The following is a 17,678-nucleotide window of genomic DNA, read 5'->3' as shown; positions in this document are numbered from 1 at the left end:
GTATAATTTTAGGGTTAATTCTTACAAAAAAATATTAACTTTATATTGTTATTTTGATTAAAAAAATATTTCTTTCATTTACAATAATGTGTTGTCTTTATAATGCAAAATTTTATGCACAACAAGGCAAGGTAGATATTACTTTTAATGCACTTGATGACGGGCAGAGTGGTGATGGCTTTGATAGTACAGTTCGAACGTTATCATTACAACCCGATCAAAAACTAATTGTAGGTGGTGAATATTTAAGTCTAAATGGGATTCCATCTTCCTATTTAACCCGTTTACATTCAAATGGGATGATAGACGAAAGTTTTGACACAGGTACAAGTTTTAATGGTAAAATATATGCAAGTTATATACAGTCTGATGGTAAAATAATTGTAGGGGGTAATTTTACTACTTATAATGGGATTGTATCAGGAAGACTTATAAGATTAAATACTGATGGTTCTTATGACAATACATTCAATACATCGGTTGCTGCAAATGGAGGTATCATTTACGAAATTTGCCCGCAAACCGATGGAAAAATTATTATTGTTGGAAGTTTTACAAAATACAATAATGTGACTGTTAACAGGATTGCCCGAATTCTTCCAGATGGTAGTCTAGATTCCTCTTTTGTAACTGGATCCGGTTCCTCTTCAAATATTACAAATGTCAAAGTTTTGCCTAATGGGAAGATTGTACTAGCTGGTAATTTTGAAAAATTTAGCGGTGTTCCGGCAAATAAGATTGTTTGCTTGTTTCCTGATGGTAGCGTAGATCGTAGTTTTGATGCAGGTACAGGATTTGATGCTGATGTAAACGCAATGACCGTGCAGGCTGATGGTAAAATAATCTTAGGAGGTAAATTCACAAACTATAACGGGAATATCGCAAACAGAATTATCAGAATTAATCAGGATGCTAGTATTGATCACGATTTTTTGTCAGGATCAGGTTTTAATGGAGATGCTGTTCAGGTTGTTAAAATAGATCCTTTGGGGAATATAATGGTTGCAGGATCTTTTATAGGATCTTATAATGGTCAAGTTGTTAATAGAGTATGTTTTTTAAATTCAGATGGGACTTTAAAAACTGATTTTGATATAGGCTCGGGTCCCAAATCGGCATCAGTTTTTACTCTGGAAAATGATGTTGAAGGATCTTGGTATATTGGTGGATCATTTTCAATTTTTGATGGTTTGAATCAAGGGAGATTAGCGAAAATCAGTTCAGACGGAGAATATGATACAAGTTACTTATCTGCCGGAATTGGTTTTGATGGTTCTGTTCTTAAAGTACTGCCATTAGAAAATAAAAAAACAATGGTATTTGGAAATTTTACCAGATTCAATGGAACATTTAGTTCTAGGATTACAAGAGTTTTAGATGATGGATTATATGATGCTGCTTTTAACGAGGGACAATCAGGAGCTAACAATTTAATAAAAGCAGCAGTATTACAATCAGATGGGAAAATAATTTTTGGCGGAAATTTTACAAAATATAATGAGACAGCTTCTAATCGAATTTCAAGGATTTTACCTGATGGGGAAATTGATAATACATTTAATATAGGAGCAGGATTTAATGGTCTGGTATACGCCATAGTTACTCAGGAAGATGGGAAGGTAATTGTTGGCGGAAGTTTTACAAAGTATAATGGTGCATCAGCTATAAGAATAGTAAGGTTATTACAAAATGGTTTGCTCGATGCCACTTTTAATGTTGGAATTGGGGCGGATGCTGTTGTTGAAGCATTATTAGTTCAGCCAGATGGTAAAATTTTGGTTGCTGGTAGATTTAATAGTTTTGATGGTCGTTTATCATCACGATTAATTAGATTGAACAGTAACGGGAGTATAGATTCTGATTTTAATATTGGAGTTGGTTTTGATGGGCATGTTTACGCAATAGCTTTACAGTCTGACAATAAAATAATTTTAGGAGGAACTTTTTTGACCTATAACGGAATTTCTCAAAAACGAATTATTCGTTTGAATTCTGATGGTAGTTTAGATACTACTTTTGAATCTGGTACAGGTTTTAGTAAGGGAGAAGTTCGTTGTCTTTTGGTTCAGCCTGATGATCGTATTCTAGTTGGAGGAACCTTTTCAGGGACATATAAAACCAATAATGCCTTGCGATTAATTCGTTTAGTAAAATCCGGAGATTATGATTCATCTTTTGAGACTCAGCTTAATAATAAAATTTATGCTATGAGTTTTGCCAACGATTATAAACTAATTATTGGAGGCGATTTTAACTCAATATCAGGTATTTCAAAACATAGAATTGCGCGCTTAAAACTTTGCCTTGAAGCAACAATATGGAATGGTAATTCTTGGACAAATGGCTTTCCATCTGGTGGAAAGGAATTGGTTTTTAAGGATGATTATTATGATTTAACGACCTCAAATGTATGTAGTTGTAAAATTGATGAAGGAAAAACAGTAACACTTTTAAGCGAAAACACTTTAGGAATCTCGTTTGATTATTCAGGGTTAGGCACCTTAGTTTTAAATGATAGAGCGAGTTTATATCAGGATGATGATGAAATGATAAACTCGGGAATTGTTTATGTTAAAAGAAAATCTTCACCAATTTTAAAGTCAGATTATACATATTGGTCGTCTCCTGTTGAAAATCAAAAATTGATTGATGTCTCACCAAATACAATAGCAAATAAGTTTTTTTCTTATGATGCTGTGTTTAAAAATTGGAAACAGGAAAATCCGGTAAGCAGTAGTATGGATTTAGGAAAAGGGTATATTATTATGGCTCCTGATGACTTTTCAAATGCATTAACTGAAAAATTCGAAGCAATATTTAAAGGAATTCCAAATAATGGAAAAGTTAGTGTAGATTTAGGTTCGGAAAACTCTTTTAATTTAATAGGCAATCCTTATCCATCAGCTATTAATGCAGATATTTTTTTAAGTAAAAATACTTCAAATATAAAAGGCGCACTATATTTCTGGACTCACAATACCCCCATTACTAATCATAAATATAATGTAAATGACTATGCAGCATATAATCTGTTGGGTGGTGTAGGAACAAGGGCTACTGCTTTAGGATTAAACGAAACTACACCTGATGGAACCGTTGCCTCTGGACAGGGATTCTTTGTGAAAAATAAAAATTCAGGCTTTGTAGAATTTAATAATAGTATGCGTATTGCTGGAAGAAATTCTATCTTTTTTAAACCAGAGAATAATACTTTAAAAACTAATAAAAGCACTTTTGAGAGACATCGAATATGGCTAAATTTTGAAAATAAAGAAGGTGCTTTTAAACAAATTTTATTAGGATATATACAAGGAGCAACGAATTTTTATGATGAAAGTTTTGATGCAGAAACTTTTAATGGAAATGCTTATGTAGATTTTTATAGTCTAAATGATGCTAAAAAATTAGTCATTCAGGGACGCGCGTTGCCATTTACCATTACAGATACAATTCCATTGGCATACCGAACTACAATTGCAGACGATTTTACCATATCCATCGATCATGCCGATGGTGATTTAAGCAATCAGGATATTTATCTCGAAGATAAAATAACAGGTATTGTTCATGACTTAACAAAAAGTAATTACACTTTTACAACTTCAGCGGGAACCTTTATAGACCGTTTTATATTGCGCTATACTAATAAAACATTAGAAATTAAAGATTTTGAAAATCCTGAAATGGATATTTTGGTTTCAGTAAAAAACAAGATCATCGATGTATTATCATCAAAAGAAAATATACAAGAAGTTGTTGTTTTTGATATTTTAGGAAAAGTAGTTTACCACAAAAAGAAAATAGATGCTAATGCACTTAAAATTTCAAATTTGCAATCAGGTAATCAGGTTTTACTAGTGAAAGTAACTTTAGAAAATGAAAATATAATTAGTAAAAAAATAATATTTTAAACCCAAAAGCAGTTGTAAATCTTTATTACAACTGCTTTTCTTTATCACGATACTTTCCTTAAAAAAGTCTTTTCTAAATTTTCATGAGTATTCGTAATCGCCTTCTCATTTTTATAATCAATCCATTTTTGACCTTTAAATTTTCGCATCATAATATCAAAATGACGCATGATAAAAACATTGTAAACGGCTTTGGATAAATTGGTAATGTTTTTAGGAAAAGCACGCAAACTCATCGAAAAACCTGGCGTTAAATATTTCATGTAATGCCAATAACCTTCAGGCATGTACAAAACTTCTCCATGTTTTAGATTGGTAATGTAGCCTTCGGCGTTTTGAAGAGCAGGAAACTTTTCATAATCCGGATTATCAAAATCAATATCTTCTCTCGAAATCAAAGCATGCGGAACTTTGTACATATATTTTGACTGATCGGGCGCAAAAATCATACATTGTTTCTCTCCATGAAAATGAAAATGCAAAATATTCGAATAGTCAATATCATAATGCATGAACACTTTCGAGTTTTCTCCACCAAAAAACAACATGGGCATTTGTTTAACTAATCTTAAACCAATATCAGGCCATAAAAAGTCATCCTTTAATGTTGGAACCTCTTTCATTAAATTATAAAGAAAGATGCGATAATTTGTAGGTTTTGATTCTAATAAATTGATATAATCGCTCATCTTCATTTTAGTATGCGCTTCGTTAAAGCCATCTTCATGATTTACGGGTCTGTTATCGTATAAGGGAACGATAGTATCGCCGGCGATTTCTTTGATATAGTGTAATTTCCATTTATGATAAGCTGGCCAATCTTCGGTTAGCTCTTCAATAACAACGGGAATTTGCTTTTTTACATATTGGGAAATAAAATCTGATTTTGAGATCTTTTTTACCCTTTCGATTTGTTTTAACTTCATCTCTTTAAATAAAAAAATTGCTTATAGCTCTCTGCTACAAGCAATTTAAAAATATTTCTTGAGATTTATTAACTCTTTTAATTAATTTTTTGATTTGATCGAAGCTTCAAGGTTTCTCTCGATAGTATGTCCTGGTCTCGACCATTTAGGTTTTTCGCCTAATGGAGCGAACTGAGAATCTGCGGCTTCTACTGTTTGAGGTTGAGAAACTTTAACAAATGGTTTTTGCGGAATCAATCCTAATAAGTCAAACATTTTCATGTCTTCGTGTACATCAGGATTTGGTGTTGTTAATAATTTATCACCGGCAAAAATAGAATTTGCACCTGCAAAAAAGCACATTGCTTGTCCTTCGCGCGTCATATTCGTTCTTCCGGCAGAAAGACGAACTTGAGTATCCGGCATTACGATTCTTGTTGTAGCAACCATACGAATCATTTCCCAGATTTCAACAGGTTTCTCTTCTTCCATCGGAGTTCCTTCAACAGCAACCAAAGCATTGATTGGTACAGATTCAGGTTGTGGATTTAAAGTAGAAAGCGCAACAAGCATTCCGGCTCTGTCTTCTATGCTTTCTCCCATACCAATAATTCCTCCGCTACAAACCGTAACATTCGTTTTACGAACATTTTCGATTGTTTGCAAACGGTCTTCGAAACCACGGGTAGAAATAACATCTTTATAATATTCTTCAGAAGTATCTAAGTTATGATTATACGCATATAAACCAGCTTCTGCCAAACGTTGTGCCTGATTCTCGGTAATCATACCCAAAGTACAACAAACCTCCATGTCTAGTTTGTTTATGGTACGAACCATTTCTAGAACCTGATCAAATTCTTCACCGTCTTTTACGTTTCTCCATGCAGCTCCCATACAAACTCGGGATGATCCGCTGGATTTTGCACGCAAAGCCTGAGCTTTTACCTGACTTACACTCATTAAATCATTTCCTTCAACACCTGTGTTATAGCGTGCCGCTTGCGGACAGTAACCACAATCTTCAGGACAGCCTCCGGTTTTGATAGAAAGTAAAGTCGATACCTGAACTACGTTAGGATCGTGTTTTTGTCTGTGAATTGTTGCTGCTTCATACAGCAAGTCCATCATGGGCTTATTATATATAGCGATTATCTCGTCTTTGGTCCAGTTATGTTTTGTGGCGTTCATTGGTTTATTGTTTTTGTAGCTTCAAATGTAATTAAATTGTTGTAATCAATAATGCAGATTGTTTTAAATGAATATTTTGCAGTAAATTTCAAAAAAGAAGCATCCTAAAATCATATAATTATAAAAAAATATGAGTTTAGAATGCTTAAATGATTATTTTATTTTGAAAATATTAATCGGCTACATACTTGTTGTTCCAATACAACATCATCATTAAAGTCACGATTACCGACGAAGCGACTCCTTCAAATAATAAGCAGATACAGTAAGTTGGTACTGAAGGATTTCCTCCAAACATAAAAGCTTCAGACAGTGTTTTTACATAAGCATCACCGCCTCTTGCATAACTATAAACCAATAATCCGAAAACGCTCATCGCCACACCAACCACAGAAGTTGCCATAGCAGAAACAGCATTCGATACAAAATTGGTTTCACCTTCCTGCAAATTCATTTTCATTGTCCTGTTTACGCCATAAAATATAAAAAACACATTCAGCGTACGTAAATAGAATAAATGAGCTAAACCTAGTACGTTCATCAATAAAAAATAAATTCCTATACCAAGGAATATCAGGAAACCATTGGTAATTTCTTTAGGTAATTTCATAGTGGTTATTTTTAAAGAAGTTAATAGTAAATATTTGATAAACAGAGTTGTATATCAAATTTACTAAAAAAATAACTACGATGATTTAAAAATGGAGAAAAGTATACTTAGTAATTTTAATTAAAGAATAAAGGATAGAAATTAAAAAATATTACCTCAGAAGTTGAGTTCCTACGGGACATTTGATTAGGCTGGATATGGTTTTCTACCAACATTTAACTCCTAACGGAGTATATTTTGGTAAGTTCTTTCTATTATATGTGATTTCTAAAAAAGATATCTCGTAGAGATTATATGTTGGTAGAAAGGACAGTATTTTGTCCTGTAGGCATTACACATTCCACATAAAATATAAAATTACGCTTACGCAAAAGAGCAAATGGCGAAATAGTGTAAAAAAATTAAAGCTGACTTACAAATGCCAAAGCCTCTTTTTTATCCTGATTTAATTGCGCTTTAAGTAAATCTAAAGATCCAAATTTTTGTTCTTCACGAAGATATTGCAATAACGAAACTTCGATTGTTTCACCATAAATGTCAGTATTAAAGTCAAATAAGTTTACTTCGATAGTTTGGTTTTGTCCATTTACAGTAGGATTATAACCAATATTCATCATCCCGAAAACTTCTTTATCACCTACTAAAGCTTTTACGACATAAACACCAACTTTTGGAATTAACTTATATTCTTCTTCTATTTTGATGTTGGCCGTGGGAAAACCAATTGTTCTTCCTAATTGTTTTCCTTTAACCACTTCGCCCGTTAAAAAATAAGAATAACCCAAATATTCATTGGCCAAATCCATATTTCCTTCGTTTAAAGCTTTTCTGATTTTTGTAGAACTTACAGAAACATCCTGAATTTCCTGAGCCGAAATTTGTTCGACTTCAAAACCGTATTCAGCTCCAAAAGCAATTAAATCATCAATATTGGCAGTTCTGTTTCTTCCAAAACGGTGATCATGACCAATAATTATTTTTTGAATATGAAATTGATCTACTAATATAGAATGCACAAACTCTTCAGCGGTTAGTCTTGAGAAACTTTCGTTAAACGGATGAATAACAAGATTTTCTATACCGGTTGCTTCCAGAAGCTTTGTTTTTTCAGCAATAGTATTTAGTAACTTTATTTCTGATTTTTCCTGCAAAACCATTCTTGGATGCGGAAAAAAAGTGAGCACTAAACTTTCGTATTTTCCGTTTTCAGTATTTTGAGTAATTCGTTCAAGAATTTTTTTATGACCAATATGTACGCCGTCAAAGGTGCCAAGAGTTAAAATTGTTTTCTTGGTTGACTGAAAATCGTTTATAGAATGAAAGAGCTTCAAAACAAATAATTTAAGATGGTGCAAATTTATACTATCTATTTTAAATTTTATACTAAGGCCAATTGATTTTTAATGAGAATCTGCCTATTTTATCTAAAATATAACAACTTGTCGACTAAAAAGCATTAATTGTCGCAGATATGTAAGAGTTTAATTTAATTCACTTAATTTTGATTCGTCAATTATCATTTGAGATATGAAAAAAAAGCTACTTTTTTTATTTTTTATTTTTTGTTGTGCAAATATCTACGCTCAAAGTGATAATTTGTGGCAAAAAGTTAGCTCAGCTTCTGCGAGTAAAAGGATTAATCCATCAGATTCAGAACGACTTTACTATAGACTTAATACAGATTTTTTAAAATCGAAACTTTCCGGTACAGCTGGAAAATTATCAAAAAAGACTACAACTCAAATCACAATTCCAAATTCGAATGGTGTTCTGGAAAGATTTACAGTTTGGGAATCTTCTAATTTTGAACCGGAACTTCAGGCAAAATACCCGGAAATAAGATCGTATGAAGGAGTAGGTGTAGACGATAAATTGGCAAAAATTCATTTTAGCGTTGCGCCAATTGGAGTTCAGACAATGGTATTTCGCTCTGAAAAACCTTCTGAATATATCGAACAAGATCCTGAAGATAAATCAGGATATGTTTTGTTTACAAAAAACGACATATCATCTACAGCGCGATTGGAGTGTAAAACAACTAACGCAGTTTCTAATACAAATACTTCGTCAAAAACAGCAAAGTCAGCTGCAAATAATAAAGTTTTTAAAACCCTGCGATTAGCAGTTTCTTGTACAGGAGAGTATACGGCTTATTTTGGCGGAACAAAAGAAGGCGCGTTAGCAGGAATAAATGCTACAATGACAAGAGTTAATGGAGTTTTTAACAGAGACCTTGCTGTGCAATTGGTTTTAATTGCTAATAATGATGCAGTTGTGTATACCAATGCGGCAACAGACCCATATTCTGATGCGGCCAAAGGAACATCAGAAGATAAATCAGATGGAAATGATTATTGGAGCAAAGAAGTTCAGAGTACTTTAACAAGTGTTATTGGCGATGCAAATTATGATATAGGCCATTTGTTTGGTGCATCAGGAGGAGGAGGTAATGCAGCTTGTATAGGTTGTGTTTGTCAAAGTCCAACAGCATCAAATGTTATTGGTAAAGGAAGCGCATATACATCACCATCTAATAATAAACCTCAGGGAGATAGTTTTGATATTGATTTCGTTGCTCATGAAATGGGACATCAATTAGGGGCAAACCACACTTTTTCTTTTGATGGAACCGAAAGAACAGGAATGAATGTAGAACCAGGAAGCGGATCTACCATTATGGGTTATGCAGGAATAACAAATTATAATGTTCAGGATAATTCAGATGATTATTTTGCCTACACCAGCATTTGGCAAATTCAGAGCAATCTTGCTACAAAAAGTTGCCCAACAAGTACTGCTATAGCAAATAATCCACCAGCTATTAATGCCGGTGCAGATTTTACAATTCCGGTAAGTACACCATTTATTTTAAGTGGTTTAAGTTCTAATAATAGTAATGCTGTTACGTATACCTGGGAGCAATTTGATAGTGCAATATCATCATCAACAGCCAATAGTAATAGTGTTGCGTATCCCACAAAACCTGACGGGCCATTGTTTAGATCTTTAATTCCCGGTAGTTCTCAGATTCGTTACATGCCGGCTTTAAGTACCGTTTTGGGAAATAAATTAACCACAACCTGGGAGTCAGTTTCGTCTATTGCAAGAACGTTGCATTTTACTTTAACAGCAAGAGATAATGGAGCTCAGGGATTAGCACAAACGAATAGTGACGAAATGGTCGTAAATGTGGTGGGTAATGCCGGCCCGTTTGCAGTAACTTCACAAAATACTGATGACGTGAGTTGGCAAATTGGATCATTTCAAACCGTAACCTGGAGTGTAAACAATACCAATACTTTGCCGGGTTCTTCAAATGTAAATATCAAGTTATCTACAGATGGCGGATTAACTTATCCTATCATTCTGGCTTCAAACACACCAAACGATGGTACTCAATCTGTTCAGATTCCAACCAGTGTAGAAGCTTCGACAAATTGCAGGGTTTTGGTTGAACCAACAGCCAATATTTATTATGCGCTAAACAGTAAATCCTTTGCAGTAGGTTATACATCAACTACAACATGCGATTCGTATAGTTTTGGCAACGCTTTTGATATTCCGTTTTCAAGCTCTTTTACAACTAGAACCGTAAATGTGCCTGCTTCTACAGGAACAGTTTCTGATGTAAATGTTATGGTCAATTTTACACACGAAAGAATTTCTGATGTCGAAATTCAGATCGTGAGTCCCCAAGGAACAATTGTCAATTTATACAATAATAAAAGTTGTGGTGGAATACAATCTACTTTGGCTTTACAATTTGATGATGCGGGAGTTCCTTTAGATTGCTCTAAAACAACCAGCCAGATTGTTATTCCGGTAGATTTGTTAAGTGCGTTTAATGGACAAAACCCTAAAGGTATCTGGACTTTAAAAGTTCGAGATGCAGTTACAGGCAGGTTTGGTAAAATAAATTCAGCATCGGTAAATATTTGTAATCAAACATTTAGTCTGGGAGAACCAAGTCAGGAAAAAGTAGATTTTGCATTATATCCAAATCCAACCAGAGGACAGCTGACTATTCAACTCGAAAGCGATTCTTTACATCAAATTGAAGTTTATATACATGATATTTCTGGTCAGAAAGTCTATTATAATTCTTTTGATAAAACGTATCATTTTAATCAGAACATTGATGTAGCAAATCTTTCTGCAGGAATGTATTTTGTTACTACTATTAATGGAGACGACAGAACAGTGAAGAAATTGATTGTTTATTAAGGGATAAATTCCAAATTCCAACTTTGAAAGCTGTTGGAATTTGGAATTTATTTTTTGGAATTTCCTATAAAGGTTTGGGATTTAATTGTTAAGAGTTCGCCATTGCCATACAAACAATACTAATTTTAGCTCCGGGAATTTTTAATAAAGCTTTAGAACAGGCCTCGAGAGTAGCACCGGTGGTTAAAACATCATCTACAATTAAGAAATGTTTGTTTTGATTTTCTACTGTAAAAGTCACATCAAATATGTTTTCGATATTATCAGATCTTCCCAGGAGATTCTTTTTTGATTGTGTTTTCGAATATTTCTTTCTGTATAAAACAGTATCATTATAAGCAATATTTAATCCTTTGGCTAAAGTTTTTCCAAAAGTTGTAACCTGATTGTAGCCACGTTCCCTGAATTTTTTAGGATGCAACGGGACAGGAATAACAACATCAAAAGGAGTTTCAATACTCAATTCTTTCAAATCTTCAACATACCAGTTTCCTAAAACAGTTCCAATCTCTTCGTGGCCTTTGTATTTTAGGTTATGAATAAGTTCCTGAACAATGCCTTTCTTATTAAAGTACAAAAGTGCCGATGCATGTTCGATATTAATCTTGCCGTAGAATTTTTTGACCGCTTCGTTTTTTGGATCTAAATGATATTGTGTAAGAGGCATTTCATGACGACAATTGGTGCATAAAACAGTTTCGTTAGTAATCAAAATCGTGTGACAACCTGCACAAACTTTAGGAAAAAACAGGTCAATAATATAATTAAACACAAATAGAAAGAATTTAGCTACAAAAATAACGAAATCAATGTCTCAATCTTTATAATTTTTCTTTTTTTTAAACGTACTTTTTATATTTTTGCATCACTATGGCAAAACAAGAAGATATATTTAAGAATGTGGTTTCGCACGCAAAAGAGTACGGATTTATTTTTCCGTCAAGCGAAGTATACGATGGATTGAGTGCAGTGTATGATTATGCACAAAATGGTGTCGAGTTAAAAAAGAATATCCGTGAATATTGGTGGAAATCAATGGTTCAGATGAATGAGAATATTGTGGGCCTTGATGCTGCAATATTGATGCATCCAACAACCTGGAAAGCTTCAGGCCACGTGGATGCTTTCAATGATCCGTTAATTGACAATAAAGATTCGAAAAAAAGATATAGAGCTGATGTTTTAGTAGAAGAATACGCTGAAAAAATCAATCAGAAAGCTCAAAAAGAAATTGAAAAAGCAAGAGCTCGTTTTGGTGATGCTTTTAATGAAGAAGAATTTGTTACAACAAATGCACGCGTTGTAGAATATCTTTCAAAGAGAAAAGAAATTCTGGCAAGGCTTGCAAAAGGTATGACGGATGATCTTCAGGATGTAAAAGCTTTAATCGAAGAACTAGAAATTGCTGATCCTGAAACCGGTTCAAAAAACTGGACAGATGTAAAGCAATTCAACTTAATGTTCGGAACTAAACTTGGAGCTTCTGCAGAGTCTGCAATGGATTTATATTTACGTCCGGAAACAGCTCAGGGTATTTTCGTAAACTTCCTGAATGTTCAGAAATCAGGTCGTATGAAAGTTCCTTTTGGAATTGCTCAAACCGGTAAAGCGTTCAGAAATGAAATTGTTGCAAGACAATTCATTTTCCGTATGCGTGAATTTGAACAAATGGAAATGCAATTTTTCGTTCGTCCGGGTGAAGAAATGAAATGGTACCACCATTGGAAAGAAACACGTTTAAACTGGCACTTATCTTTAGGATTAGGAAAAGAGAATTACCGTTTTCACGATCACGAAAAATTAGCGCACTATGCAAATGCTGCAGCTGATATTGAGTTTAATTTTCCTTTTGGATTCAAAGAATTAGAAGGTATTCATTCAAGAACAGATTTCGACTTAAAAGCACATGAACAATATTCAGGTAGAAAATTACAGTATTTTGATCCTGAACTGAACGAAAACTATGTGCCATATGTAGTAGAAACTTCAGTTGGTTTAGATCGTATGTTCCTGGCTGTTTTTGCAACATCATTACAAGAAGAAACTCTTGAAGATGGTTCTACAAGAACAGTTCTTAAATTACCTTCGGTTTTAGCGCCAACAAAAGCAGCTATTTTACCATTGGTTAAAAAAGACGGTTTACCAGATATCGCCAGAAAAATCATCGAAGATTTAAAATGGGATTTCACAGTAGCTTATGATGAAAAAGATGCTGTAGGACGTCGTTACAGAAGACAAGATGCTCTTGGAACTCCGTTTTGTATTACAGTAGACCACCAAACAATCGAAGACGAAACAGTAACAATTCGTCATAGAGATACAATGAAACAAGATCGCGTTAAAATTTCTGAATTGAAAGATATTATCGAGAACGAAGTTTCTACGAAAAACTGGTTGATGAAAATGTAATTTTCTTAAAACGACACTATAAAAAATCCCAAATTCCATATCGGAATTTGGGATTTTTTTAATTTTACAAACGCATTTCATCGGACTTTTTTGCATTTCATCCTTATGTGTTAACATTTGTTTGTAATGTATTAACAATGAAATACTAAAATAATTCAAATTCGTATTTTTAATTGCGGATAAAACACTAAAAATAAATTTTTCGAAAGTATTGATGAAACTAGAAGGATAGTTGTCGGGGATTCATGAAAAATCAACAAAAACTGATATTGAAAAAGTATTCGTATATTATTATTGACGATGATACTGAAAGTATTTTGAAAACCAGAACGATTGCCGAAGGTTTTTCAGAATTAACTTTTCTGGCTTCGGCTACCAATTATCAGGACGGTTTGCATTTGGTGCTCGAACATAAGCCATCCATTATTTTCTTAGAAATTGATCCTGTAGAAATATCCAGTAATCTGTCGCTTGGCTTTATAAACGAGCTTTACAGATTTTTATCTCTTTTACCTAAGATAATTGTTACCACGGCAAAAAAGGAACTGGCTTTTGAGGCCATTCAATATGGGGTTTTTGATTATATATTAAAACCAACTCAGCCAATCGATGTATTAAAGTCAATTTTAAAACTCGAAAAGGCAATTCAGGAAACAAATACTGTCGAGATTATAAGAGAAAACAGTACTCCCATGTTTCCATTAACACCAAAAACACAAAATATAGAGCAACCACTTATTTTGTGCATTAAATCGTATGGTGATTATCGTTATCTGGATGCCGTAGATATTTGTTATTTTCAGGCTGATAATAACTCGACAGATATTTATTTGAAATCTGGAGAAATGATTACTGCTTTTAAAACTTTAAAGCATTTTGAGGCTATTTTATCGCATCCTTTTATTCGAATTCATAATAGTTATATCATTAACAAAAATTACATAGCGAGAATTCATAACGGAAGCTCAGTTTGTTACATCAAAAATTCGATTAAAAAGATCCCTTTTTCTAAAACATACAAATCCAATGTCGATTTAATTATCGCTGATTTTTCTATAGGAAATTACTTAGAAGTCTAAAAATTAGGCGTTTACATAAATTTGGTACCCATTGACTATCAATTGGGTATGATCTACCATAAACCTGTTTTTTTGTATAAATTTTTTTTGAATCCGGTATTAGTTTTACACCATGATTCGCACAAAGCGATGATTCTCCAAAACAAAAAAAATCAACATTTAATACCTCAAATTATGAAAAAAGCAGCTTTAACATTCGGATTATTTTCTTTAGTAATGGTAGCAACATCATTCGCTACACCTGAAACTACAAATTTTTTAACAGCTTCAGACTCTATTAAGATTGTACCTATTGATGGAGGTGCTACAGGTAAACAAAAGAAAGGTGATCAACAGCAAGCATCTTACACTACAAGACAATTAAATTTTGCTAGTGTGAATCAATCTATCGGAACAGATAAAAAAGTAGATTAAGCTACAATTTTAATAAATTTATATTAGGCTGTTAATTTTTAACAGCCTTTTTTTGTGTCTATAGTTTTAGTATTTTTGGCGAAACTCAAAGACGCAAATTGAAAAAGAAATGTAAAGTAATATTAATTTTATTCTTTGTTTTATTGGCATGTACCAAGAAAACATCGTTAGATAAAAATGCAATTTCCTCCGCAGATAGTCTTCCTACCTATCTTTCGTTAGCAAACGAAAATAATTTGCCTTTACAAATCAAACAAAATTATTGTCAGAAAGCTTTAGCTATCATCTTAAACCAGAAAGATGATTCAATTAATAAAGCAAATCTTTTTAAAGTTGCCAATCGTTACTATAATATGAGCGATTGGAAATCTTACCTTCAAACTACTAAATTAATTCTGGAAAGGTCCGAAAAATCCCAGGATTCAGTACACATGGCCAGAGCTTATATGTATTTGGGTGATTATTACGAATCACAATCCATTTCTGATAGTGCCTTTATGAATTACTTTAAAGCCGAAAAACTCTATCTAAAAATAAATGATCAATATAATTTAGCCAAAACGTTTTTAAATAAAGCAAGCCTTCAATATAACGAGGGTGATTTTTTTGAAAGTGAAATAGGGGTTTTTAAGGCCTTGCGCAGTTTAAAAAAGCAGCAAAAAGTAAACGATCTCTATTATGAAAGCTACAATCTTTTAGGGATACTTTATAACGAACGAGAAGAGTATACCAAGGCATTAGAATTTCAAAATAAAGCTTTATCTATTTTAGAAGATAAATCAATACAATTATTTTATCAGTACAAAGCAGCTTCGCTTAATAATATTGGCTTTATCTATATGAATATGGGTAATTATAAACAGGCAAAGTTTTTTTTTGAAAAAGGATTGGCACAAGAAAATCTTTTCGAAGACAGAGCCAGTTTGTATGCAATTCTTTTAGATAACCTGGCTTATTCGAAATTCAAATTAAAAGAAAAAGATCAATTACCGGATTTGTTTTACAGATCTTTAAAAATTAGAGATAGTCTTGATATTGCTTCGGGAGTTGTTTCGAGTAAAATTCACCTTTCAGAATATTTTGCGTTCCAAAAAGATACTTTCAAAGCATTTCAGTTTTCAAGACAGGCATTGACTTTGTCCCGCAAGTCAAATAAATTCATCAATACACTAGAAGCACTAAAACAAATTGCTTTGGTCGATCCTAAAAATGCTTCAGTATATTCTGAAGAATATATTAAGTTAAATGATAAGATGGTAAAATCAGAACGAAAAATGGGAGAAAAATTCTCTCGTATCGAGTATGAAACCAACGAAATAAAAGATCAGAATTCAAGCTTGCAGGAGAAAAATAAAACCTTAATCTACGTTTTTAGTATCTGTACTCTGATAGGTTTGTTTTTTTATGTTTATAAAACACAACAAGCCAGAAACAGAGAATTACTTTTTAAGCAACAGCAACAAATAGCAAACGAAGATATTTATAATTTGATGATTTCGCAGCAAAACGATATCGAACTCACACGTATTAAAGAGAAGAAAAAAGTAGCCCAGGATTTGCATGATGGAGTACTGGGCCGAATGTTTGGGGTCAGGATAAGTCTGGATAGCTTAGATAAGGTCGATGAAGCAGAGGCAGCTCCTAAAAGAAAAAAATACCTATCAGAACTTAAAAATATCGAACAGGATATTCGTGAAATTTCGCATGATCTAAATAGAGAGAAATCCGAATTAATTAATAATTTTATCGCGATTTTAAACAAATTGTTCGAAGATCAACAAAACACTTATGATGCAGAATTAATCACTTCTTTTGATTCTAATATCAAATGGGAATTGGTCAGTAATGCAGTTAAAATTAATTTGTACAGAATTGTTCAGGAGGCGCTCCAGAATTGTAATAAATATGCAAATGCAAACACTATTAAAGTAGCGTTTAAGAGTGAAATAAATCATATGGTTTTGTCTATCTCTGATGATGGAGTTGGTTTTAATGCCAAAAGAGCAAAAGATGGTATAGGTTTGCATAATATTCAATATAGAGCCGCAGAATGCAAAGGCATAGTAACTTTAAAATCTGCCAAAGGAGAAGGAACTCTTCTTATAATTAAAATCCCTATCGATCAGAAAATTAACCTACAAAATAAATGACAACTGATTCAAACGCCTCAGATCCTCAATTAATTAAAAAAAATATATTAATTGTCGATGACCACCCTTTTATTATCGAAGGATATAAAAATGCGATAACACGTTACCATCCTAACCAATACGAATTTTTAATTTCGCAGGCCCACGATTGCAAATCAGGATATGATTTAATCGAAGATGAAAAAACACCACATTTTGATGTAGCATTCTTAGATATTAGTATGCCGGCTTACGAAGAAAAAGATATTTTTTCTGGCGAAGATCTCGCAAAGCTAATTCTGAAGAAAATGCCAAACTGCAAAGTTATTTTATTAACGATGTATACGGAGTTGCTAAAAATTAAAACCATTATCAGAACCATTAAACCCAATGGTTTAGTGATTAAAAACGATCTTACTTTTGATGAATTGCTTTTTGCATTCGATAAAGTGATGAAAAATGATAAATACTACAGTCAGTCTGTTCAGAAAATAATCAATCAGTCGCCTCATAATTCTATTGAAATTGATGAGTTCGACAAACAAATTTTATTTCATTTATCAAAAGGAACCCTTGTTGAAGATATGCCGCAATACATTCCGATTTCGATTAATGCAATCGAAAAGCGTAAATTGAGTCTTAAGGAATTACTTAAAGTAAAATCGGGCTTAGATGAAGATTTACTGAAAGAAGCCAAGAGCAAAGGGCTTTTTTAAAAATTTTAGATTTAAGAATGTAGATTTTAGATTCAAACAAATAAAAAAATCCTAACAGATTTGAAAATCTGTTAGGATATAAATTGAGAC

The 17,678-nt window shown here is 32.9% G+C and carries 12 protein-coding genes; 7 read left to right on the top strand and 5 right to left on the bottom strand.

Features of this window, described 5'->3' with window-relative positions:
• Positions 1-86 precede the first annotated feature (86 nt).
• On the top strand, positions 87-3,911 hold the full coding sequence (locus L0669_RS04090) for a T9SS sorting signal type C domain-containing protein (RefSeq protein WP_263761506.1): 3,825 nt from the start codon (positions 87-89) through the stop codon (positions 3,909-3,911).
• 44 nt (positions 3,912-3,955) lie between these two features.
• Here L0669_RS04090 and L0669_RS04085 read toward each other — a convergent pair whose 3' ends face one another.
• The 4 genes from L0669_RS04085 to L0669_RS04070 form a co-directional block, all read right to left on the bottom strand.
• Positions 3,956-4,837, bottom strand: a complete 882-nt coding sequence (locus L0669_RS04085) for a cupin-like domain-containing protein (RefSeq protein ID WP_263761504.1) — start codon at positions 4,835-4,837, stop codon at positions 3,956-3,958.
• Positions 4,838-4,918: 81 nt separating this feature from the next.
• On the bottom strand, positions 4,919-6,007 hold the full coding sequence (gene bioB, locus L0669_RS04080; RefSeq protein ID WP_173970581.1) for a biotin synthase BioB: 1,089 nt from the start codon (positions 6,005-6,007) through the stop codon (positions 4,919-4,921).
• A 172-nt stretch (positions 6,008-6,179) separates the two neighbouring features.
• Positions 6,180-6,617: a hypothetical protein gene (locus L0669_RS04075; RefSeq protein WP_173970582.1), complete on the bottom strand. Its 438-nt coding sequence runs from the start codon at positions 6,615-6,617 to the stop codon at positions 6,180-6,182.
• 401 nt (positions 6,618-7,018) lie between these two features.
• Complete coding sequence (locus tag L0669_RS04070; RefSeq protein ID WP_263761502.1) at positions 7,019-7,948, bottom strand: bifunctional riboflavin kinase/FAD synthetase; 930 nt, start codon at positions 7,946-7,948, stop codon at positions 7,019-7,021.
• Positions 7,949-8,144: 196 nt separating this feature from the next.
• Here L0669_RS04070 and L0669_RS04065 point away from each other — a divergent pair, with 196 nt between their 5' ends.
• The gene (locus tag L0669_RS04065; RefSeq protein ID WP_263761500.1) at positions 8,145-10,841 is read left to right on the top strand and encodes a zinc-dependent metalloprotease; all 2,697 of its coding nucleotides are present in this window, start codon (positions 8,145-8,147) and stop codon (positions 10,839-10,841) included.
• An 88-nt stretch (positions 10,842-10,929) separates the two neighbouring features.
• On the opposite strand, the gene L0669_RS04060 is transcribed toward L0669_RS04065, so the two are convergent.
• Entirely contained in the window at positions 10,930-11,613 is a 684-nt protein-coding gene (locus L0669_RS04060; RefSeq protein ID WP_263761498.1) for a ComF family protein, read from the bottom strand.
• Positions 11,614-11,711: 98 nt separating this feature from the next.
• Between L0669_RS04060 and L0669_RS04055 the strand changes: the two genes are divergently transcribed.
• The 5 genes from L0669_RS04055 (at position 11,712) to L0669_RS04035 (ending at position 17,588) form a co-directional block, all read left to right on the top strand.
• Positions 11,712-13,250 (top strand): glycine--tRNA ligase, encoded by a 1,539-nt coding sequence (locus tag L0669_RS04055; RefSeq protein ID WP_173970586.1) that lies wholly within the window; start codon positions 11,712-11,714, stop codon positions 13,248-13,250.
• Positions 13,251-13,495: 245 nt separating this feature from the next.
• Positions 13,496-14,329, top strand: coding sequence for a LytR/AlgR family response regulator transcription factor (locus tag L0669_RS04050; protein ID WP_263761497.1), 834 nt, complete (start codon positions 13,496-13,498; stop codon positions 14,327-14,329).
• A 174-nt stretch (positions 14,330-14,503) separates the two neighbouring features.
• Positions 14,504-14,743 (top strand): hypothetical protein, encoded by a 240-nt coding sequence (locus L0669_RS04045; protein WP_173970587.1) that lies wholly within the window; start codon positions 14,504-14,506, stop codon positions 14,741-14,743.
• A 98-nt stretch (positions 14,744-14,841) separates the two neighbouring features.
• Positions 14,842-16,893, top strand: coding sequence for a tetratricopeptide repeat-containing sensor histidine kinase (locus L0669_RS04040; RefSeq protein WP_263761495.1), 2,052 nt, complete (start codon positions 14,842-14,844; stop codon positions 16,891-16,893).
• On the top strand, positions 16,890-17,588 hold the full coding sequence (locus L0669_RS04035; RefSeq protein ID WP_173970589.1) for a response regulator: 699 nt from the start codon (positions 16,890-16,892) through the stop codon (positions 17,586-17,588). The genes L0669_RS04040 and L0669_RS04035 overlap by 4 nt, the downstream gene beginning before the upstream one ends.
• Positions 17,589-17,678: the final 90 nt, after the last annotated feature.

It is taken from the genome of Flavobacterium bizetiae, from assembly GCF_024271895.1.
In the GTDB taxonomy this organism is placed as follows: Bacteria; Bacteroidota; Bacteroidia; order Flavobacteriales; family Flavobacteriaceae; genus Flavobacterium; species Flavobacterium bizetiae.
The sequence above is the reverse complement of the archived record's forward strand: the minus strand, read 5'-3'. Positions and strand labels throughout refer to the sequence as shown.

Excerpts from the sequence above, each read along its gene's own strand:
- L0669_RS04055 (WP_173970586.1), top strand. The coding sequence starts at position 11,712 with ATGGCAAAACAAGAAGATATATTTAAGAATGTGGTTTCGCACGCAAAA.
- L0669_RS04035 (WP_173970589.1), top strand. The coding sequence starts at position 16,890 with ATGACAACTGATTCAAACGCCTCAGATCCTCAATTAATTAAAAAAAAT.
- L0669_RS04045 (WP_173970587.1), top strand. The coding sequence starts at position 14,504 with ATGAAAAAAGCAGCTTTAACATTCGGATTATTTTCTTTAGTAATGGTA.
- L0669_RS04085 (WP_263761504.1), bottom strand. The coding sequence starts at position 4,837 with ATGAAGTTAAAACAAATCGAAAGGGTAAAAAAGATCTCAAAATCAGAT.
- L0669_RS04075 (WP_173970582.1), bottom strand. The coding sequence starts at position 6,617 with ATGAAATTACCTAAAGAAATTACCAATGGTTTCCTGATATTCCTTGGT.
- L0669_RS04065 (WP_263761500.1), top strand. The coding sequence starts at position 8,145 with ATGAAAAAAAAGCTACTTTTTTTATTTTTTATTTTTTGTTGTGCAAAT.
- L0669_RS04090 (WP_263761506.1), top strand. The coding sequence starts at position 87 with ATGTGTTGTCTTTATAATGCAAAATTTTATGCACAACAAGGCAAGGTA.
- bioB (WP_173970581.1), bottom strand. The coding sequence starts at position 6,007 with ATGAACGCCACAAAACATAACTGGACCAAAGACGAGATAATCGCTATA.
- L0669_RS04050 (WP_263761497.1), top strand. The coding sequence starts at position 13,496 with ATGAAAAATCAACAAAAACTGATATTGAAAAAGTATTCGTATATTATT.